This window comes from Actinacidiphila cocklensis (genome assembly GCF_907177275.1).
GTDB classification, from domain to species: domain Bacteria; phylum Actinomycetota; class Actinomycetes; order Streptomycetales; family Streptomycetaceae; genus Actinacidiphila; species Actinacidiphila cocklensis.
In genome coordinates this window covers 1-20077 of sequence record NZ_CAJSLV010000107.1, presented here as the reverse complement: position 1 = coordinate 20077, position 20077 = coordinate 1, and the positions used below count along the sequence as shown (strand labels likewise).

13 protein-coding genes are annotated in these 20077 nt (G+C 73.4%); 11 read left to right on the top strand and 2 right to left on the bottom strand.

Annotated features, from left to right (window positions below):
• Positions 1-46: 46 nt before the first annotated feature.
• From NFU81_RS36865 to NFU81_RS36845, 5 genes are all read left to right on the top strand, one after another.
• Entirely contained in the window at positions 47-403 is a 357-nt protein-coding gene (locus NFU81_RS36865) for a hypothetical protein (RefSeq protein ID WP_251500361.1), read from the top strand.
• Between the two features lie 276 nt (positions 404-679).
• Positions 680-1423 carry a hypothetical protein gene (locus NFU81_RS36860; RefSeq protein WP_251500359.1) on the top strand — a complete coding sequence of 248 codons (744 nt, stop codon included), beginning with the start codon at positions 680-682 and terminating at the stop codon, positions 1421-1423.
• A complete protein-coding gene (locus NFU81_RS36855) occupies positions 1423-1620 on the top strand; it encodes a hypothetical protein (protein ID WP_251500356.1) in 198 nt (65 codons plus the stop codon). The genes NFU81_RS36860 and NFU81_RS36855 overlap by 1 nt, the downstream gene beginning before the upstream one ends.
• Positions 1621-1749: 129 nt before the next feature.
• On the top strand, positions 1750-2232 hold the full coding sequence (locus tag NFU81_RS36850) for a hypothetical protein (protein WP_251500353.1): 483 nt from the start codon (positions 1750-1752) through the stop codon (positions 2230-2232).
• Between the two features lie 17 nt (positions 2233-2249).
• On the top strand, positions 2250-4556 hold the full coding sequence (locus NFU81_RS36845; RefSeq protein ID WP_251500352.1) for a glycoside hydrolase family 95 protein: 2307 nt from the start codon (positions 2250-2252) through the stop codon (positions 4554-4556).
• Between the two features lie 398 nt (positions 4557-4954).
• On the opposite strand, the gene NFU81_RS36840 is transcribed toward NFU81_RS36845, so the two are convergent.
• Entirely contained in the window at positions 4955-7951 is a 2997-nt protein-coding gene (locus NFU81_RS36840) for a glycoside hydrolase family 3 protein (protein WP_251500349.1), read from the bottom strand.
• A 404-nt stretch (positions 7952-8355) separates the two neighbouring features.
• Between NFU81_RS36840 and NFU81_RS36835 the strand changes: the two genes are divergently transcribed.
• The 6 genes from NFU81_RS36835 to NFU81_RS36810 all read left to right on the top strand — a co-directional run bounded on the left by NFU81_RS36835 (position 8356) and on the right by NFU81_RS36810 (position 17320).
• Positions 8356-10053 (top strand): type 2 periplasmic-binding domain-containing protein, encoded by a 1698-nt coding sequence (locus tag NFU81_RS36835; RefSeq protein WP_251500347.1) that lies wholly within the window; start codon positions 8356-8358, stop codon positions 10051-10053.
• Between the two features lie 32 nt (positions 10054-10085).
• Positions 10086-11105: an ABC transporter permease gene (locus NFU81_RS36830; protein ID WP_251500345.1), complete on the top strand. Its 1020-nt coding sequence runs from the start codon at positions 10086-10088 to the stop codon at positions 11103-11105.
• On the top strand, positions 11102-12052 hold the full coding sequence (locus NFU81_RS36825; RefSeq protein WP_251500342.1) for a carbohydrate ABC transporter permease: 951 nt from the start codon (positions 11102-11104) through the stop codon (positions 12050-12052). Before NFU81_RS36830 ends, NFU81_RS36825 begins: the two co-directional genes overlap by 4 nt.
• A gap of 108 nt (positions 12053-12160) precedes the next feature.
• On the top strand, positions 12161-13171 hold the full coding sequence (locus NFU81_RS36820) for a LacI family DNA-binding transcriptional regulator (protein ID WP_251500341.1): 1011 nt from the start codon (positions 12161-12163) through the stop codon (positions 13169-13171).
• A gap of 79 nt (positions 13172-13250) precedes the next feature.
• Positions 13251-15290: a glycoside hydrolase family 31 protein gene (locus NFU81_RS36815; RefSeq protein ID WP_251500338.1), complete on the top strand. Its 2040-nt coding sequence runs from the start codon at positions 13251-13253 to the stop codon at positions 15288-15290.
• Positions 15287-17320 carry a beta-galactosidase gene (locus NFU81_RS36810; protein WP_251500335.1) on the top strand — a complete coding sequence of 678 codons (2034 nt, stop codon included), beginning with the start codon at positions 15287-15289 and terminating at the stop codon, positions 17318-17320. The genes NFU81_RS36815 and NFU81_RS36810 overlap by 4 nt, the downstream gene beginning before the upstream one ends.
• Here NFU81_RS36810 and NFU81_RS36805 read toward each other — a convergent pair.
• Positions 17321-20077, bottom strand: a 2757-nt coding sequence (locus tag NFU81_RS36805; protein ID WP_251500334.1) for a WD40 repeat domain-containing protein, incomplete at its 5' end; no start/stop codon positions are given.

Sequence of the window (20077 nt, the reverse complement as noted above, 5' to 3'; positions counted from 1 at the left end):
GTAGCGTTGCTGTCCACTGTTTCTCTTTGCACGCTACCGAAATCGGATGAACGTGAACAACGCTCGCATGCAGGCCATAGCCATGGTCGCCTCGGCCTGCCTCGCAGGGATGACCGTCGGCACCTCCGCGGCGACAGCGGCGGAGCCCACCTCCGTCACGGCGGTAAGCCTCCCGCATATGCCAGCGGCGAGTCAAGCCGCACCGTCGTCATCACCGGGCGCCAACTCCCCCACCCCGCAGGCGATCCAGGAGTCCGGCGGCCAGAGCCTGGCGAGCATCGCACCACACGCGGCTTCACCCGCCAAATGCATCATCATGTGGCAGCAGGCCCAGTACGCCCTCTTCGTCGAGAAGCGGACCGGCGACACGGCCCCCGCTTCATACGCCGTGACGGACATATAGCCGGGGCCGTCTCGCAGCGGTTGCGCTGCCCTGCGGGATGCGGGCGACGCCGGGAAGCGGCACTTCGGCCGCTGCACGGCCGCCCGCGGGCCGCCGCTCGGCCCGCGGGAAGGCCCGCGGGAACCCGCGGGAAGGCCCGCCCGCGGGGCACTGAAACACCTCGTCCGTACGCGTACACCTCCGGGTCCGGCCGCTCGTGGCAGACTCGGGGGCGGAAGTGCTACAGGGCTGTAGACAGTGGCGCCGGCAGCGGCGCCGGGACGGGGCGGTGCGCGGGTGAGTGCCTGGGTGCTGTTCGCGACGGTGTTCGTCGCCTGCGCGGTGGAGGCCGTCGAGGCGCTGACCATCGTGCTGGCCGTGGGGACCAGCCGGCACTGGGGGTCGGCGCTGCAGGGCACGGGCGCCGCGCTGGTCGCGCTCGCGGCCACCGTCGGGGCGCTCGGGCCGGCCATCGGGCTGATCCCGCTGGGCGCGCTGCGGTTGGTGGTCGGCGGGCTGCTGCTGGTGTTCGGGCTCCAGTGGCTGCGCAAGGCGGTGCTCCGCGCGTCGGGCCACAAGGAGCTGCACGACGAGGAGGCCCGCTACGCCCGGCAGGTCGCCGCCGCCGAGGCCGCGGGCACCGGCGGGCGCGGGGTCGTACGCGACTGGTACGCCTTCACGCTGTCCTTCAAGGGAGTGTTCCTCGAAGGCCTCGAAGTCGCCTTCATCGTGGTCACGTTCGGGACCAACCAGCACGACGTGCCGGTGGCGGTGCTGGGCGCGGCCGCCGCCGTGGCGGTCGTCGCGGGCGTCGGTGTCGCGGTGCGCGCACCGCTGGCCAAGGTGCCGGAGAACACCATGAAGTTCGCCGTCGGCACGATGCTCACCGCCTTCGGCCTGTTCTGGTCGACGGAGGGCACGGGCGCGGACTGGCCGGGCGGGGACGTGGCCGTGCTGGTCATCGTCCCGGCCGTCGCGGCCCTCGCCGCGGGCTGCGCCGCCCTGCTGCGGCGCGACAACACGACGGGAGCGGCGGGGTGATGCGGCGGCTGCGCGCCTTCGGCGCCTTCTGGTACGACTTCGTGGTCGGCGACGACTGGCGTATCGCGCTCGGCGTCGTCCTCGCGCTCGGCGCGACCGCGGCCCTGGTGGCGGCGGGCGTCAACGCCTGGTGGCTGCCGCCGGCTGCGGTGGTCGCCCTGCTCGCGCTGTCGCTGCACCGCGCGGTCCGGCGCTGATCGTGCGTACTGGCGTACGACCCGGGACCCGGTGGGCGGGTCCGGCGTTCCGCATTCCGTGACACGGGGACGAACAAGCGGGGCATACCTGGGGTCCGGAGGCCGAACGCCGGGCTGTTCTCCACCCGGTTGACCGCGGGGGCGGCCGGCGGCGACACCAGCAGCGGCGCGTACCCGGTGCCGCCGGGCAAGACGCTGCGGCTGACCGACCTGGTGCCGGAGAACCCGCAGGGCGACTCGGGCACGGTCACGATCGCGGTCGGCGGCAAGACGCTGCTGGCGCCGGCGCTGGAGAACTTCCGCGAGCAGGACTTCCACTGGGCCTCGGCGATCCTGGTCACCGAGGGCCAGAAGGTGACGATCACCGTCTCCTGCCGGCAGCCCGGCACCCCCGCCGGGTTCGGGAGCGGCCCCGACGAACTGCGCGGCCGCGGCCGCGATCAGCGGAACGCTGGAGTAGCCGCGGCGGCGGTGGGCTCCCCGCACCGCGACCCGCACAAAGGCGAGTCCGTACGCACCGGGCTGCCGCCGGCCGGCCGGGGAGCCGACCCCGCCGGGTGCGCACCCCGGTCGCGGGCGGTAGGGTCGCCCGCGGCTGGGGAGCCGGCGTAGACGGGTGCGTGCTGACGATGCTGCCTACCTCCCCCTTCTGGTACGACCGGCCCGCGCCGCGCTGGGCCGAGGGCATGCCCGTCGGCAACGGCCGCCTCGGCGCGATGGCGTGGGGGCCGCCGACCGAGCAGCGCTTCTCCCTCAACGAGGACACCTTCTGGTCCGGGCCGCCGTCCGCCGCACCGCCCGACGTGCCCGCGGGGCTGCTCGACGACGTACGGGCCGACCTGCGGGCCGGGCGGCACGTGGCCGCGGGGGAGAAGCTCAAGGCCGCGCAGGGGCGCGGGGCTGAGGCCTTCCAGCCGGTCGGCGACCTCGTCCTGCGGACGGCGGACGGCGGCGGTGGCCTGGTCCGCGAGCTGGACCTGCGGGACGGGGTGGCCCGGCAGTTCACCGGCGGCGTCCTCCAGGAGGTCCTCGCGGACACCGCGACCGGCCTGCTGCTGATCGGCCTGCGCACCGACCGGCCCGGCGGACTCGACGCGGAGCTGTTCTGGCGTACGCCCCAACTGCGCCACCAGGTCCGGCCCTTCGGCGAGGACGGGCTCGCGCTGCTGCTGACCGCGCCCTCCCACGTCGGGGACGACGCGGACCGCGGGCCGGTCGTCGAGCACGACGACCCCGCGATGAGCGCGGCCGCGCTGGTGCGCGTGCGCTGCGCGGGCGGTGACGTCACCGCGGACGGCGACCGGTTGCTGCTGCGCGGCGTCGCGGCCTGCACCCTGCTGGTCGACGTGCGCACCGGCTTCGCGGGTCGCGACCGTACGCCCTTGGGCGACCCCGAGGAGTGCTTGCGCCGGGCGGCCGCCACCATCACGGCGGCCTGGCCGCTCCCCTGGTCCGACCTGTACGACGCCCACACCGCCGAGCACCGCGCCCTGATGGACCGGGTACGGCTGCACCTGCACGACGTGCCGCCGCCCGGGGCGCTGCCCCTCGACGTACGGCTACGGGACTCGGCCGCCGACGACGGGCCGCGGGACGAGCAACTGGCGCCGTTGCTCTTCGACTTCGGACGCTACCTGCTGCTCGCCTCCTCCCGCCCCGGCACCCAGGCGGCCCACCTCCAGGGCCTGTGGAACGACTCGGTGACCCCACCCTGGCACTGCGACTACACCGTCAACATCAACACGCAGATGAACTACTGGCCCGCGGAGAGCACAGCCCTGCCCGAATGCCACCAGCCGCTGCTGGACCTCGTCGCCGAACTCGCCGCCGCCGGCACCGGGGCAGCCCGCGCGCTCTACGGCACCGACGGGTGGACCTGCCACCACAACACCGACCTGTGGCGGGCCACTTGGCCTGTCGGGGACGGCAACGACGACCCCATGTGGTCGCACTGGCCGCTCGCCGGCGCCTGGCTCTCCCTGCACCTGGCCGAGCACTGGCGCTACGGCCGCGACGCGGACTTCCTGCGCGAACGCGGCTGGCCCGTCGCCGCAGGTGCCGCGCGGTTCCTGCTCGGGCTGCTCACCGAGGACGCCGACGGGTATCTCGTCACCGGCCCCGCCACGTCGCCGGAGAACCGTTTCTCGACGGCGGACGGCCCCGCGTCCGTGGACCTGTCCACGGCTATGGACCTCACGCTGGCCCGCGAACTCTTCGGCTTCCTCGCCGAATCCGCCCCGGAGGCCGGCCCCGCGGCGGACGCGGCCCTGCTCGCCGACATCGCCGCCGCGCTGCCGCGGCTGCGGCCGCTCGGCGTCGGCAGCCGCGGCGAGCTCCTCGAATGGCACGTCGAGCGGCCCGAGACCGAGCCGCACCACCGCCATCTCTCGCACCTGGTCGGCCTCTTCCCGGGCGCCGCCCTCACCCGTCCGCGGCTGCGGGCGGCGGCCAGGCGCAGCCTGGAGCTGCGCGGCGACGAGGGCACGGGGTGGTCCACGGCGTGGAAGATCGGCCTGTGGGCACGCCTCGGCGACGGCGCCGCCGCGCACCGCCTGCTCGGCGTGATGCTCCGCCCGGTGGAGTCCGACGCGGACGGCGGCGGCGTCTACCCGTCGCTGCTGTGCGCGCACCCGCCCTTCCAGATCGACGGCAACTTCGGGGCGACGGCGGGCATCGCGGAGCTTCTCGTCCAGTCGCACGGTGACGTCCTCGACCTCCTGCCCGCACTCCCGCCGGCCTGGCCCGCGGGCGAGGTGCGCGGGCTCCGCGCCCGGGGCGGCGTGACCGTCGAGCACCTCGCGTGGTCGGCCTCCACGCTGCGCTCCGCGATCCTGCGCGCGGAGCGCCCCACCACCCTCCGCGTCCGCTGGCCCTCCACCCCCACCCCCCGCACCCTCACCCTCCCCCCGGGCCGCCCCTACCACCTCACCCCGTAACCGGCCGCCCTTGCGCAGGGCGGCGCCCTCCGCCGGCCGCGGCGGTTGTGGGGTTCCCCCTGCGCAGGGGGAACGCCGCCAGGGGCGCATGGGGGCATCCCCAGGCGAAGGTCTGGGAGAGGACCGAACAGCCCCTTTGGGCCGGTGACGACCCGCGCCCCGGTGGGAGCTGAGCGCGCAGTTCTCCCCCAGAGCTACGCCTGGGGGTACCCCCACGCGCCCCTGGGGTTACCCCCTTCCCGAAGGGGAGCCCCCCGGTCTCCGCGCCCCGCGCAAGGCGCACCCCCTGCGCAAAGGGAACCGCCGAACCCCCACGCCCGGCGAAAAGCGCACCCCGGCGCACGGGGCACCCCACCGGCGCCGCGCCCAGCGGAAGCGCACCCCCGTGCGGCGGATGCTCAGCCGGAGAAGGTGAAGGTGTGGAGCCGGAGCTCACCCCGCAGGGTGATGTGGAGGTCGTGGACGCCGGACGCGGGGGCCGGGAGGTCTGCGGTGATCCGGGTCCAGGCGTAGCGGTCGCCCGTCGACGGGACGGCGAGCGTGGCCACGAGCGCATCGCCGGCCCGGACTTCCAGGGCCGCCGCGCCGGGCGCCGTACGGGAGACCTCCGCCGAGAAGGCGCGCGCGCCGTCGAGGGGGACGGCACGGTAGAGGAGCGTCCCCGAGGCGCCGGACGGCGCCACCGCGTCGCCGTCGACCGGCGTGAAGTCGACGATCGTGACGCCCTCGTAGTCGTCGAAGTCGACCGCACGGACCCGGTGCCCGACGACCTGGCGCGGCGCGGGCGCGGGGCCGCTCACCGTGAGGGCCGCCGCCAGCGGCAGGTCCGCGGACGAGCGCCCGGCCAGCACCTCGTACGCGCCGGCCTCGACGGCGAAGTCGCCCTCGGCCACGGACCAGTGGGCCAGCGCGTCGCCCGCCGCCAGCGGGAAGGAGACCCGCTCCGACGCGCCCGCGGCGAGCCGCACCTTCCGGTAGCCGGCGAGCTTCAGGCGCGGCGCCTGGTAACCGGCCGCGTCCACCGCCCGGACGTACAGCTGCACCGTCTCGACCCCGTCCCGCGCACCGGAGTTGGTGACGGTGACGGTCGCCGTCACGGAGCCGTCCTGCGGGATGCCGGCCGCGTCGAGCGCGAGGTCGGTGAGGGTGAACCGCGTGTAGGACAGCCCGTGCCCGAACGCGTAGAGCGGCGCGGCCCGGTGGTACTGGTAGGTCCAGCCGGCCTTGATGATGTCGTAGTCGAGCCGCCCGGGCAGCTCGTCGTCGCCGCGGTACCAGGTCTGCGGGAGCCGCCCCGACGGGTCCGCCTCGCCGAGCAGCACCGCGGCCAGCGCCCGGCCGGTCTCCTGGCCGCCGTGCGAGGTCCACAGCACGGCGGGCACGTGCGCGTCGGCCCAGTCGACCGCGTAGGGGTAGCTGCTCATGACGACGAGCACCGTCTCGGGCCGCGCGGCGACGACCTCCCGCAGCAGCCGGTCCTGCGCGGGCGCGAGGGCGATGCCGGCCCGGTCCTGCGTCTCGCGGCCGTTGATCAGCGGGTCGTTGCCGACGACCAGGACGACGGCGTCGGCGCCCGCGGCGGCCGCGACGGCCTCGGCGACGCCGTCGCGCACCACCGTGCGCGTGAAGTGCTCGGCGTCCGCCGCCCGTTCGGCGGTGAGGGCCACCGCACCGCTGCCGGGGTCGACCACGGCGTAGCGCCCGCTGTACACAGAGCGCAGCGCCTCCGTACCGTCGCCGAGCGGTTCGAGCCGGAAGGTCTCGTGCACGTCCCAGCCGGCGGGCTGTACGCGGTCGGCGGCGAGCGACTGGTCGGCGTCGACGAGCCCGGCGTAGCGGCCGGTACGCGCGTTGCGCAGGGTCAGGACGCCCAGGTCCCAGTCGAAGAGGTCGAACTGGGCGGCGTCGTCCCCGGGTTGCGTGTCGGTCACGACGAGGCAGGCGTCCGCCCCGGCCGCGGTGAGCAGTCCCCCGGTGGACGCGGCGCGCAGCGCGATGCGGTCGACGCCCTCGACCACGACGGTCGAGCCGCCGCGCGCGCCGACGGCCGCGCGCAGCCCGTCCGCAACGGTCACCCGGTAGGGCATCGTGCCGCTGTACCAGTCCTCGGAGAGGCTGTCGGCGAGCGGCCCGACGACCGCGACCCGCCGCCCTTCGACGGCAAGCGGCAGCACCCCGGCAGCGTTTCCGGCGCCGCCCGAGACCGCCCCGCCCGAATCCGCACCCCCCGAGACCGCCCCGCCCGAGACCGCCCCGCCCACCGCCTCGTTCCGCAGCAGCACGATCGACTCGGTGGCGGCCCGCAGCGACAGCGCCCGGTGCCCGGGCGAGTCGACGACGTCCCAGCCGGTGCCGGCGTACGGCCCCTGCCCGGGGTCGAACTCGCCGAGCCGGAACCGGATTTCGAGCTGCCGCCGCACCGCCCGGTCGACGTCGGCCGCGCTGATCAGCCTGCGGTCGAGCGCCTCGGTGAACCGGCCGAAGGTCGTCTGCGTGTCCTCGCCGTGGTCGGTGAAGGAGTCGATGCCGGCCTTGAGCGCGGCCGCGTGCGCGGCGGCGTGGTCGTCGAAGTAGTGCTCGGGGTCGACCAGGTTGGACGGCGCCTCGGCGTCGCTGACGACGAACAGCTCGTGCCCGGTCGGCCGCGCCCACCGCCGCAGCTCGCTCTCCAGCAGCGGACTGACATGGCAGGGTCGGCCGTTGACCAGGTTGTACGCCGCCATCACGCCGGTGGCGGAGCCGTTGGCGACGGCCGGCCTGAAGGCCGCGAGGTCGTACTCGTGCAGCACCCGCGGGCGCACGCCCGACGACGTGGTGGTGCGGTCGTCCTCGTTGTTGTAGGCGAGGAAGTGCTTCAGGATCGGGGCTGTACGCAGCCGCTCAAGGTCGCCGCCGGCCATGCCGCGGCAGAACGCGTCGCCGAGGCGGGCGGAGAGCAGGGCGTCCTCGGAGTAGCCCTCCTCGTTGCGGCCCCAGCGCGGGTCCCGCAGCAGGTTGACCACCGGCGCCCACGCCTGGAGGCTGTGCCGCCCGGTGCCGATCGCCGGGGTCCTGTGGTGGTGGAAGGCCCGCACCTCGGTCGACGTGGCGGTGCCGACCGCCTCGATCAGCTCGTCGTCCCAGGTCGCGCCGAGTCCGACGGCCTGCGGGAAGGTGGTGGCGGGGCCGAGCCAGGCGACGCCGTGCAGCGCCTCGGTGCCGGTGCGGAAGGGCTCGACGCCCAGCCGCGGGACCGCGGGACCGTACTGGTGCAGCATCGCGATCCGCTCGTCGGGCGTGAGCCGGGACAGCAGGTCGTCGATGCGCTCGCCCAGCGGGCGCGCGGGATCGCGGAACGGCAGCTGGTCCACGGGCGGCTCGGCGGGCAGCTCGGCAGGCACGGAGACGGTACTCACAGCGGGAAACCCCTTGCAGAGTGCGGCGTTGGGCCGGCGTTCGGGCGCTGACGGGACCGGTCCGACAGCGGGCGTCCGCACCGGTGGTGAAACGCTTCGACGCTGACATGTGGATCGTGGCCGTGTCAACCATGTCACCGCGACTGATCATTCGGTGGACCGACACCGCTCGCTACGCCCCAACACCCGTGCTGGCCAGGCAGAATGGCAGAATCCAGCGCTCAGCACCGTCGACGAATTCTTTCTGCGCAACCACTTGTCGAACTGATAGGCCGTGGCTAGTCTCGCCGCAACGTCGAAGCGCTTCGATTGATGCGGACGGCATCCGCCGCTGCGACGCCCAGGACTTCTCCCACCTGCACGACGCTCGTCACGGAACCTCTCAGGCGAAGGGCCGCCCCATCATGAGCATCGAGTTGAACCGCAGATCCTTTGTGAACGGCGCGGTCGCCGTCGCCGGCGCCGCAGCCATGTCCCCGCTGATCGCCGCGTGCGGCGGTGGCGGCAGCAACAGCACGACCCGGCGCAAGGGCGGTACGAACAGCAAGAAGGGCGCGGCGGCCGCGCTGCCGACCTACGTGGCGAGCACCGCGGTGCAGGCCGACATCCCCTCGACGACCGGCGCCGGCAGCGCGGTCACCGACCCGGGCTTCCTGAAGTACCCGGCGAACCCCGCCAAGTCCGTCTCCGAGATCCCCGGCGCGGGCGGCAGCTACACCGCGCTGACCCCGCTGTGGGGCACCATCCCGGCGGCGAACAACCCCTTCTACCAGGCCGTGAACAAGGCCCTGGGCGCCACGCTCACCATGAAGCCGGCCAACGGTGTCACGTACGACACCACCATCACGACCCTGACCGCGGCCCGCAAACTCCCCGACTGGGTGCAGCTGCCGGGCTGGTGGAACTCCAACTTCAAGGTCGGCGAGCTGTGCGGCACCCAGCTGGCCGACCTCACCCCGTACCTGGCCGGGGACAAGGTCAAGAAGTACCCGAACCTCGCCGCGATCCCCAGCGGCGCGTGGACGGCCGGCATGTGGCAGGACAAGCTCTACGGCATACCGAGCTTCTCCAGCGGCTTCGGCCTGCCCGGCCAGTACTTCTACCGCGGTGACGTCTTCGAGTCGAAGGGCATCAACGCCGACGACATCAAGTCCTGCGACGACCTGCTGAACCTGGGCAAGGAGCTGACCGACGCCAAGGGCAACGTGTGGGCCTTCGACGACCTGTGGCCGTACATCCACGAGATGTTCGACTTCTCGCAGAAGTTCACCGTCACCGGCGGCAAGCTGGTGCACAAGTACGAGCAGCCGGAGTTCATCGAGGCGCTCAACTGGTGCTACAAGGTCGCCAAGTCCGGTTACGTGCACCCCGACGCGCTGGCGGGCAACAACAACGACGCCAAGACCCGCTTCTACGCCGGCAAGGTGCTGATCACCGCAGACGGCACCGGCGCCTGGAACGAGGCCGACGCGCAGGCGGGCCAGGCGGCGACCAAGAGCTACCGCAGGGAGTCCTTCAAGCCCTTCTCGGCGGACGGCACCAAGCCGCCGCGGCTGTTCCTGTCGTCCTCCGCGGGCGAGTTCAGCTACCTCAACGCGAAGCTCAAGCCCGCGCAGATCGAGGAGTGCCTGCGGATCGCCGACTACATGGCCGCCCCCTACGGCACCGCCGAGTACACCCTGGTCAACTTCGGCGTCGAGGGCGTCGACTACAGCCACGGCGCCAACGGGCCGACGCCCACCAAGTCCGGACTGGCCAACGTGCAGGCGCAGACCTTCCCGTTCCTGGCGACCCCGGTCAACGTCATCTCCAACCCGGACTACCCGCAGCTGACCCGGGACCGCTGCGCGTGGAACTCCGAGGCGGCCAAGTACGCCTACAAGCCGGTGTTCTGGAACATGAACATCACCGTGCCGCAGCGCTACGCCACCGCCGACGCCGGGCAGGCCGTGGAGGACACCATCAAGGACGTCTACCACGGCATCAAGCCGGTCTCCGCCTTCCAGGACGCGCTGAGCACCTGGAAGGGCAGCGGCGGCGGCGACGCCCTCGTCCAGTGGTACCAGACGACCGTCATGGACAAGCTCGGCACCGGCCAGTAGGTCAGGCCGGAACGCATCACCGAGGAGGAACGATGGCGTCGACCGTCGCCGAACAGGGCGAGGACGAGCGGGACAAGAGCGGGCAGCCGGCCGGCGACGGGGGTGCCGGCCGTACGGCCGCGGGCAGCGTACAGCCGGAGGTCCGGCGCAACTGGCGCGTCCGGCTGCGCAGGGACAAGTCGCTGATCCTGATGACGCTGCCCGCCGTGGCGCTTCTGCTGGTCTTCAACTACCTGCCGATGGTCGGCACCATCACCGCCTTCCAGTACTACGACCCGCTGGACGGGATACGGAACAGCGAGTGGGCGGGCTTCGCCAACTTCCGCCAGCTCTTCGGCGACCCGCTGTTCTGGCACGCGATGGAGAACACCCTCTACATCAGCGCGGTGCAGCTGATCCTGTTCTTCCCGATCCCGATCCTGCTCGCGCTGCTGCTCAACTCGGTGCTCAACTCCCGCATCCGCTCGATCATCCAGGCCATCACCTTCCTGCCGCACTTCTACTCGTGGGTGCTGGTCGTCACCCTCTTCCAGCAGATGCTCGGCGGCGCGGGACTGCTCAACCACTTCCTGCGGTCGCACGACATGGGCACGTGGGACGTGATGACCGACCCGCACACCTTCTCGCTGCTGGTCACCTCGCAGGTGGTGTGGAAGGACGCCGGCTGGGGGATCATCGTCTTCCTCGCGGCGCTGTCCGCGATCGACCAGAACCTCTACGAGGCGGCCGCGTCCGACGGTGCGGGGCGCTGGCGGCGCATGTGGCACATCACGCTGCCCGGCATGCGCGGCGTCATCGTGCTGATGCTGGTGCTGCGGCTGGGCAACGCGCTGTCGGTCGGCTTCGAGCAGCTGCTGATCCAGCGCTACGCCGTCGGCCACGACGCCGCCGACGTGCTCGACACCTTCTCCTTCTACTACGGCATCGGCACCCAGAACTACAGCTACGGAGCTGCCGCGGGCATCTTCAAGAGCGTGATCTCGCTGCTGCTCATCTGGGGTGCCAACAAGCTGGCCCACCGCTTCGGCGAGGACGGACTGTACCGGAAATGACCACCCTCACCGCACCTTCCGCAGGCGGGCGCAGCCGTCCGCGCCACCCGAACCGCCCGTCCTGGGAGGAGCCGCCGTCCGTCGCGGGCGAGGGCGCCAAGGGCCTGACGCTGGGCGCCGTGGTGGTGCTCATCCTGCTGCCGCTCTACTGCGTCGTCCTCACCAGCTTCTCCACGCCGGGGGCGATCAACCGGGCCGGCGGCCTGGTCATCGTCCCCGACGGCCTGACCACGGACGCGTACACCACGATGCTCAGCGACGACACCGTGCGCCGGTCGCTGCTGGTGACGCTGGGCATCACCGTCGTCGGCACCGCGATCTCGATGGCGGTGTCGGTGCTGTGCGCGTACGGCCTGTCGCGCTCGCGCTCGCTCGGCCACCGCTTCCTGCTGCTCGTGCTGGTCGTCACGATGTTCGTCAACGGCGGCCTGATCCCGACCTTCCTGGTGGTCAACGGGCTCGGCGGCTTCGGCAAGTACTGGGCGCTGATCCTGCCGAGCGCGGTGAGCGTCTTCAACATCCTGGTCCTGCGCAGCTTCTACTCCTCCACCGCGGCCGAACTCATCGACGCGGCACGGATGGACGGCGCGAGCGAGTGGCGCATCCTGTGGTCGGTGGTGCTGCCCACCTCGCGCGCGGTGACCGCCGTCATCTCGCTGTTCTACGCGGTCGGTTACTGGAACACCTTCTTCAACGCCATGCTCTACCTGTCGGCCGACAGCCAGAAGTGGCCGCTGCAGATGGTGCTCTACGAGTACGTGAACCGGGGTATGAACATGCCAGGGCAGGTGAACAGCGGCTTCGGTGTCGCCGGCCACTCGCAGACCGCCCCGCTGTCACTGCAGATGGCGGTCGTGGTCCTCACCCTGCTCCCGATCACCATCGTCTTCCCGTTCATGCAGAAGCACTTCGCGAAGGGCATGCTTACCGGGGCGATCAAGGGCTGACCCCACAGACAGGGCCGGTCCCGCGCGCCCATCCCCCGCTGCGTGACGGGACCGGCCCCCAGGCGACACCACGAACAACCGGCAGCACGAAACGAAGGGTTCACCAGCATGGTGACACTGGCTGAGGTGGCCAAGCACGCGGGCGTCTCCGCGAGCACCGTGAGCTACGTCCTCAGCGGCAAGCGCTCGATCTCGTCCCCGACAAGGGAGCGCGTCGAGAAGGCGATCAGCGAGCTGGGGTACCACCCCAACGCCGGCGCCCGCGCCCTGGCCGGGAAGCGGTCGCACATCATCGCGCTGGTCGTCCCGCTCAGGACCGACGTCTATGTGCCGATCATGATGGAGATCGCCATCTCCGTGACGGTGGCGGCACGCAGCCACGGCTACGACGTGCTGCTGATCACCAACGACGAGGGTCCCGAGGGCGTACGCCGGGTCGCCGCGAGCGGTCTGGCCGACGGGGTGATCCTGATGGACGTCGAGCTGGACGACGCCCGCATCCCCGTCCTGCGCGAGACCGGTACGCACGCGGCGCTGATCGGCCTTCCCGCCGACACCCGCGGACTGGCCTGCGTGGACCACGACTTCGCCGGGGCGGGCGCGCTGTGCGCCGAGCACCTGGCCGACCTCGGCCACCAGGACATCGCCTTCATCGGCTACGCGCCCGGCGTCTACCAGCGGCACGCCGGGTACGCCGAGCGGACCCTGAGCGGCTTCCGCGAGCGGGCGGCCCAGCGGGGCCTGCGGGTGCTGCACCGGCCGTGCGAGGGCAGTTACGAGAGCACGGCGGGCGCGCTGTCCCGCATCCTCGCCGACCGCCCGGCCACCACCGGCTTCGTGGTGCAGAACGAGGGCGCGATCGGACCGCTGCTGAGCCTGCTGCGCACCAGCGGCCGGGTCGTTCCCGAAGACGCCTCGGTGGTCGCGCTGTGCCCGGATCCGCTGGCCGAGCAGTACTCGCCGCGGCTGACCGCGGTGACCGGCCCGGCCCACGAACTCGGCCGCCAGGCGGTGGCGTTGGTGATGAACCGGCTCGACGACCGGCCCACCGCCGAGGTCAGCCTGCTCACCCCGGTGCTCACCCCGCGCGAGAGCAGCGGCCCCGCGCCGGTCCGCTGACCGCCTCTCCCCTTCTCCCCTTCCCCCTTTTCACCGACACCTCGTTCCGCACCACCCGAGCAGCACAGGGAGCCTTCGCATGCCCACCTTCTTCCGCGATCTCGGCCACGCCCTGGAGTGGCGGGCCAAGGGCGAGACCCTGCGCGTCGAGGCATGGGGTCCCGACGCCGTCCGCGTCCGCGCCGTCGCGAGCGGCGACCTGCTCGACGGCCTGCCGGGCGCGCTGCTGGAGACCCCCACGCTGCCCGCCGCCCCCGTGGTGACCGTCGGCGAGCACTCCGCGACCCTCGTCAACGGCGCGCTCACCGTACGGATCGACGCCGGCACCGAAGGGCGGCTGACCCCCGATCTGCCCGGCGCCGCAGGCCGGTTGACGTTCCTGCGCACCGCGGACGGCAGCGAGCTGCTGGCCGAGGAGCCGCACCACTTCTGGTGGCCGGGGCCGCGCCTGCACACCGCGACCGGCAACGGCTACCACCGCTTGGAGCAGCGCTTCCGCGCCTACGACGACGAGCGCTTCTTCGGCCTGGGCCAGCACACCCACGGCATGCTCGACCAGAAGGGCGCAGTGATCGACCTGGTGCAGCGCAACGCCGAGGTCAGCATCCCCTTCCTGGTCTCCAGCCGCGGCTACGGGCTGCTGTGGAACTCCCCCGCCATCGGCCGGGTCGAGCTGGCCGCGACCGGCACCCGCTGGGTCGCCGACAGCGCCCGGCAGATCGACTACTGGGTCACCGCGGGCGAGCCGGCCGACATCCTGCGCCACTACGCCGACGCCACCGGGCACGCCCCCGTGCTGCCCGAGTGGGCGGCCGGCTTCTGGCAGTGCAAGCTGCGCTACCGCACCCAGGAGGAACTGCTGGAGGTGGCCCGCGAGTACCGCCGCCGGGGGCTGCCGCTCGACGTCATCGTCTGCGACTTCTTCCACTGGACGCATCTGGGCGACTGGCGCTTCGACCCCGCCGAGTGGCCCGACCCGCAGGCCATGGTCGACGAACTCACCGCGATGGGCGTGCGGTTGATGGTCTCGGTGTGGCCGTCGGTCAGCCCGGCCAGCGACAACTACCACCCGATGGGCGACCAGGGGCTGCTGGTCGGCACCGAGTACGGCCCGCTGGCGCACGCCGACTGGCCGGACAAGGGCCTCGGCGCGTACTCGGCGCAGGTCGCCTTCTACGACGCGACGAGCCCCGAGGCGCGCGCGTACGTATGGGACCGGCTGCGCGACAACTACCTGGCGCACGGCGTGAAGGTCTTCTGGCTCGACGCCTGCGAACCCGAGCTGAAGCCCGGCTACCCGGCCAACCTGCGCTACCACGCGGGACCGGGCCTCGAAGTCGGCAACCTCTACCCGCGGGAGAACGCCCGGATGGTCTGGGACGGCCTGCGCGCGGCCGGCGAGACCGAGATCGTCTCGCTCAACCGCTCGTCCTGGGCGGGCGCCCAGCGCTACGGGGCCGCGCTGTGGTCCGGCGACATCGCCACCACCTTCGCGTCGCTGCGCACCCAGATAGCGGCCGGCCTGAACGTGATGATGTCCGGCATCCCCTGGTGGACCACCGACATCGGCGGCTTCCACGGCGGCGACCCCGGCGACCCGGCCTACCGCGAGCTGCTCGTGCGCTGGTTCCAGTACGGCGCCTTCTGCCCGCTGTTCCGGCTGCACGGCTTCCGCGGACCCGAGCAGGTCCTGGAACCGGCGATGACCGGCCTGGACAACGAGGTGTGGTCGTACGGCGAGGAGGCGTACGAGATCCTGCGCGGCTACCTCCTGCTGCGCGAGCGGCTGCGCCCCTACCTGATGGCGCAGATGCGGGCGGCCGCCGAGCGCGGACTGCCGCCGATGCGGCCGCTGTTCGTCGACTTCCCCGCCGACGCCGCCAGTTGGGCGGCGGCCGACTCCTTCCTGTGCGGTCCCGACCTGCTGGTCGCCCCCGTGGTCGAGGCAGGTGCGCGGGAGCGCGAGGTCTACCTGCCGGCGGGCGTGCGCTGGACCGACGCGTGGACCGGGCAGGCCTACGAGGGCGGCACGACGGCCCTGGTGGCGGCGCCCCTGGAGCGCATCCCGCTGTTCCTGCGGGACGGTGCGCAGCTGCCGATCGCCGCGGAGGCGTCATGACCGGCGGCCCCACCGGCGGCCCCACCGGGGGCCTGACCGGCCGGCTCGGCGGGCGGCTGGCCTTCGGCGGCGACTACAACCCCGAGCAGTGGGACGAGTCCGTGTGGAAGGAGGACGACCTGCTGATGCGCTGGGCGCACGTCAACCTCGCCACGGTCGGGGTCTTCTCCTGGGCGCTGCTCGAACCCGAGGAGGGACGCTACGACTTCGGGTGGCTCGACGCGCACCTGGACCGGCTGCACGCCAACGGTGTCGCCGTCGACCTGGCGACGCCCACGGCGTCACCGCCGCCGTGGTTCACCCTCGCGCACCCCGACGCGATGCCCGTCACCGACACGGGCGTACGCCTCACCCACGGCAGCCGCGACACGTACTGCCTGGCCGCGCCCACCTACCGGCAGGCCGCGCTGCGCATCGCGACCGCGCTCGCCGAGCGCTACGGCGAGCACCCGGCCGTGGCGATGTGGCACGTCCACAACGAATACGCCACCGTCTGCTGGTGCGACCACGCGGCGGCCGCCTTCAGAACCTGGCTGCGCGCCCGCCACGGAACCCTGGACGCGGTCAACGAGGCCTGGGGAACGGCCTTCTGGAGCCAGCGCTACGGCTCGTGGGACGAGATCCTGCCGCCGCGCGCCACCCAGTGGCACCGCAACCCCGGACTCGCCCTGGACTACCGCAGGTTCTGGTCGGACGAGGCGCTGGCCGCCTACCGCGAGCAGCGCGACGCGATCCGCGCGCACACCGCACCCGACCGCCCCGTCACCACCAACCTGATGCTGCCCGGCTACCAGACGCTCGACCTGTGGTCCTTCGGCCGCGAGGTCGACGTCGTCGGCATCGACCACTACCCGTGCGGGCCGGGCCTGGACGCGGCCGCCGACATCGCCTTCGGCGCCGACCGCGCCCGCTCCTTCGGCGGCGGCAAGCCGTGGCTGCTGGTCGAGCAGGGCGCCAACACCGTCTACACCGCGGACCGCACGCTGCCGAAGGAGCCGGGCGACATCCTGCGCCACTCGCTGGCGCACATCGCCCACGGCTCGGACGGCGCGCTGTTCTTCCAGTGGCGGCAGTCGAAGGCCGGAGCCGAGGTGTGGCACTCGGCGATGGTCCCGCACGCCGGACCCGACTCCCGGATCTTCCGCGAAGTCGCCGACACCGGCGCGGTGGTGGCCCGGCTCGGGGAGGTCACGGGCTCCGTCGTACGGGCGCAGGCGGCCGTGCTGCACGACTCCGACTGCTGGTGGGCGCTGGACGGCCAGGGCCTGCCGTCGGCGGACCTGGACTACCACGGCGAACTACGCCGCGCCCACCGGGCGTTGTGGGACGCCGGGATCACAGCGGACTTCGCCCACCCCGCCGACCCCGGCCTGTCCCGCTACCGGCTGCTCGTCGCCCCCGCCCTCTACCTGCTCTCCGACGCCGCCGCCGAGTCGCTGCGCGCCTGGGTCCAGACCGGCGGCACCCTGCTGGTCCAGCACTTCGCGGGCGTCGTCGACCCCGACCACCAGGCGCGGCTGGGCGGTTACCCCGCGGAGCCGCTGCGCGAGGCCCTCGGCGTACGGGTCGAGGAGTTCCGGCCCCTCGCCGCGGGCGCGTCCCTGCGGCTGTCCGACGGCTCGACGTCCACGACGTGGAGCGAGTCCCTGCGCCTGACCGCCCCGGCCGAGGCGTTCGCCACGTACACCGAGGGCATGCTCGCCGACCAGCCCGCCCTGACCCGGAACCGCTACGGCGCCGGCACCGCCTGGTACGCCTCCACCCGCCTCGACGACGCCGCCTACGGCGCCCTGGTCGCCCGGGTGGCGGCCGGCGCGGAGGTGCACCCCGAACTCCCGCTCCCCCGCGGCGTCGAGGCCGTCCGCCGGCACGCCCCCGACGGCACGGCGAGCTGGCTCTTCCTCCTCAACCACACCGCGTCCCCGGTGGCGGTCCGCACCGAGGGCCACGACCTGCTGACCGCCCGCCCGCTCCCCGCGGCCGGATTGACCCTCCCGCCCGGCGGCACGGCGATACTCCGCCAGGGGTGATCAGTGGCGCGGGCACGCCGCGGGAAGGCGCTGCCGCGGCAGGTAGCGCGCGGTCTCCTGAGCGGTCGGCGCCCGGTGGACGAGCCCGCAGACGGCGGTGACCGCCGCGGCGGGACGGGGCAGCGCCACCGTCCAGGTCAGGACCGCGCCCTCCTTGCTGACGGCGACCAGCGTCCTCCCGTCGGGGCTGAACGCCAGACCGGGCAGGGCCGCGGAACCCGTGTTCAGCGTGGTGCGGACCTGTCCCGTGGACACGTCCCACAGGCGCAGGGTGCCGTCGGTGGCCGCGACGGCGAGGGTGGTGCCGTCGGCGCTGAAGGCGACGGCCGTCGCCGGTGAGGTGCTGGCGGTCAGAGCCGCCTTCTGCTGTCCCGAGCCGGCGTCCCACACCCAGGTGGTCCCGTCGTTGCCGCCCCCGGCGACCAGCCGCCCGTCCGGGCTGAAGGCCACCGTGGGGTAGGGCGGGTGGCCGTACCTCGGCCCGCCCGACGCCCTCCTGGGCATCGGGAAGCTGCGCAGGGTCCGGCCGGTCGCCGTGGACAGCAGGCTCACCGCGTCCTCGTCGCCGAGCACGGCCATGGTGCTCCCGTCCGGGCTGAGCACCATGAGCTGGTACGCGGCATTGCCCGCGGTGGCCCACCTCACCGGGTCGGCCGCTCCGCCCGCCATGTCCCACACGTCGACCGTGCTGTCCCAGCCGCCGGTCAGGGTGTAGCCATCGAAGACGTTGGCCGCCACGGTACGGCCGTCCGCGCTGAGCGCCGCCGAGCGGACCATGCGGTCGAGGACACGGCGCTTGCGGGTGCCGGTGTCCCACAGCTCCAGCGTGCCGTCCCTCGCCAGGCTCAGCACGCCCGCGCCGCTCGCCGTGGACCACACCTGCCCCACAGCTCGCTTGCCGTCCGGCGAACCGAGGGTGGCGGCCGGCCGCCGGGTGGCGGTCGACCACAGCCGTACGGTGCCGTCGGTCTGCCCGGTGGCCAGCAGCCGGCCGTGCTCGGCGAAGGCCGCATCGGTCACCCGCGGACCGTCCCCGTGCACGGGCTCCAGGGTCGTCGGGGCCATCCCTGCGGTGTCGAACACGCGGACCGTGCCGTCCGCCGTACCGGCGGCCACCGCACGGCCGTCGGAGCTGAAGGCCAGGGCGGTGACGGTGCCGGTGAGGTCGTTGAGCAGCGTCTGGCTGCGGCCGGTGGCGGTGTTCCACAGGTGGATCGCCCCGTCGGTCGAGCCGGCGGCCAGCAGCCGCCCGTCCGGGCTCAGCGCGATCGTCCCCGAGGCGCCGGCGGCGGCAGCGGTGTCCGCGGCGGAGAGGACCGGCGCCGGGTTGTGCCCCGCGGTCCAGTGCCAGACGCCCACTCCGCCGGAGTCGCCGCTGAGGGCCACGGTGTGGCCGTCCCCGCTGAAGGCGACGGTGCCCGCGGAACGGGTGAGCGTCGTGAGCCGCTGGGCCGTGGCGGTGTCCCACAGGCCGATGCCCTGCGTGCCCCAGGCGGCCACGACGTGCCCGTCCGGGCTGAGGCCTTCGAGGTCGCGCCAGCCCCCGACGGCCATATGGGACCGGCCGGTCGCCGTGTTCCAGGCGACGATTCCGTCCCGGGTGTCGCGGGCGTAGGTGACCAGGGTGCGCCCGTCGGCGGCGAGTTCCGCGCCGGACGTCGGGTACTGCCCCGCCCTGGCGCCGGGGTAGCCCGGCAGGACGGTACGTGTCCTGCCGGTCGCCAGGTCGGTCGTACGGGCCACGGCGGTGGCGTAGCCGCTGACGAGGGTGCGGTCGTCGCTGCTGAAGGCCAGCGCCACCGACAGGGGCGAGGCCAGTTCCGCAGGTGCGCTGTCGGCGCCGAGGACGGGCTTCGGCCGGCTGGTGGCGACCTCGGCGTCGAACACCGAACCGTCCTCCGATGCCCACGCAAGGGTGCGGCCGTCATGGCTGAAGAGCAGTTTGCGCACCGGCACTTCCGAGCCGGCGAAACGCGCCACCAGCGGTACGGCGGCGGCCCGGTAGAGGGCCGCGGTGGCCTCGGGGGTGGGGCTGACGCGGTAGGCCTGCACGGCCAGCAGCATGCCGAGTTCGGTGTCGGTGCTCATCACCGAGCCGGACTGGGCGGCCAGTTGACGCGACAGGGTGATCTGCTGGGCGGCGACCGCCGCCCGCCGGGCCGCGTCGCTGGCCCGGCTCTGCCGCCAGGCGACCGTGCCCGCGGTGACGGCCAGCACGAGCAGCAGGGACAGCGTCACCGTCAGCGCCCGCAGCCGGCGCGTGGCCCGCGCGGCCGTCCTGACCTCGTGCGCGTGTGCGGCGGTGCCGGCGTCGAGGAAGTCCGCCTCGATCGCGGTGAGCGCGTCCCGCCCGCCCGCCCCGAAGGCGTCCCGCGCGCCGGCGAGCCGGCTCCCCCGGTAGAGCGCCCCCGGATCACGGTCCAGCGCGTCCCACGCCGCCGCGGCCTCCGTGAGGTGCCGCAGCAGCCGCAGCCGCTCCCGGTCCTCCTCGACCCACCCGCGAAACCGCGGCCAGGCCGAGATCACCGCTTCGTGCGCGAGGTCGACGACATCCCCGTCGGCGGTCAGCAACCGCGCCTGGAACAGCAGCTCCAGCACGGTGTCGGTGTCGGTGTCGGTGACCCCAGCGTCCGCGCCGTCGCCGGGTGCGCCGCCGGGTGCGCCGCCGGGCGCGAGCGGGGACGCGGAGGCGGGGGCGGTCCCGGGCGCGGGAGCCGCGGGAGCCGCGGGAGCCGCGGGAGCCGCGGGAGCCGCGGG

Bases quoted from the DNA above. Each gene is read 5' to 3' on its own strand.
- NFU81_RS36865 (WP_251500361.1), top strand. From the start codon at position 47: ATGAACGTGAACAACGCTCGCATGCAGGCCATAGCCATGGTCGCCTCG.
- NFU81_RS36855 (WP_251500356.1), top strand. From the start codon at position 1,423: ATGCGGCGGCTGCGCGCCTTCGGCGCCTTCTGGTACGACTTCGTGGTC.
- NFU81_RS36845 (WP_251500352.1), top strand. From the start codon at position 2,250: ATGCTGCCTACCTCCCCCTTCTGGTACGACCGGCCCGCGCCGCGCTGG.
- NFU81_RS36835 (WP_251500347.1), top strand. From the start codon at position 8,356: ATGAGCATCGAGTTGAACCGCAGATCCTTTGTGAACGGCGCGGTCGCC.
- NFU81_RS36830 (WP_251500345.1), top strand. From the start codon at position 10,086: ATGGCGTCGACCGTCGCCGAACAGGGCGAGGACGAGCGGGACAAGAGC.
- NFU81_RS36825 (WP_251500342.1), top strand. From the start codon at position 11,102: ATGACCACCCTCACCGCACCTTCCGCAGGCGGGCGCAGCCGTCCGCGC.
- NFU81_RS36820 (WP_251500341.1), top strand. From the start codon at position 12,161: ATGGTGACACTGGCTGAGGTGGCCAAGCACGCGGGCGTCTCCGCGAGC.
- NFU81_RS36815 (WP_251500338.1), top strand. From the start codon at position 13,251: ATGCCCACCTTCTTCCGCGATCTCGGCCACGCCCTGGAGTGGCGGGCC.
- NFU81_RS36810 (WP_251500335.1), top strand. From the start codon at position 15,287: ATGACCGGCGGCCCCACCGGCGGCCCCACCGGGGGCCTGACCGGCCGG.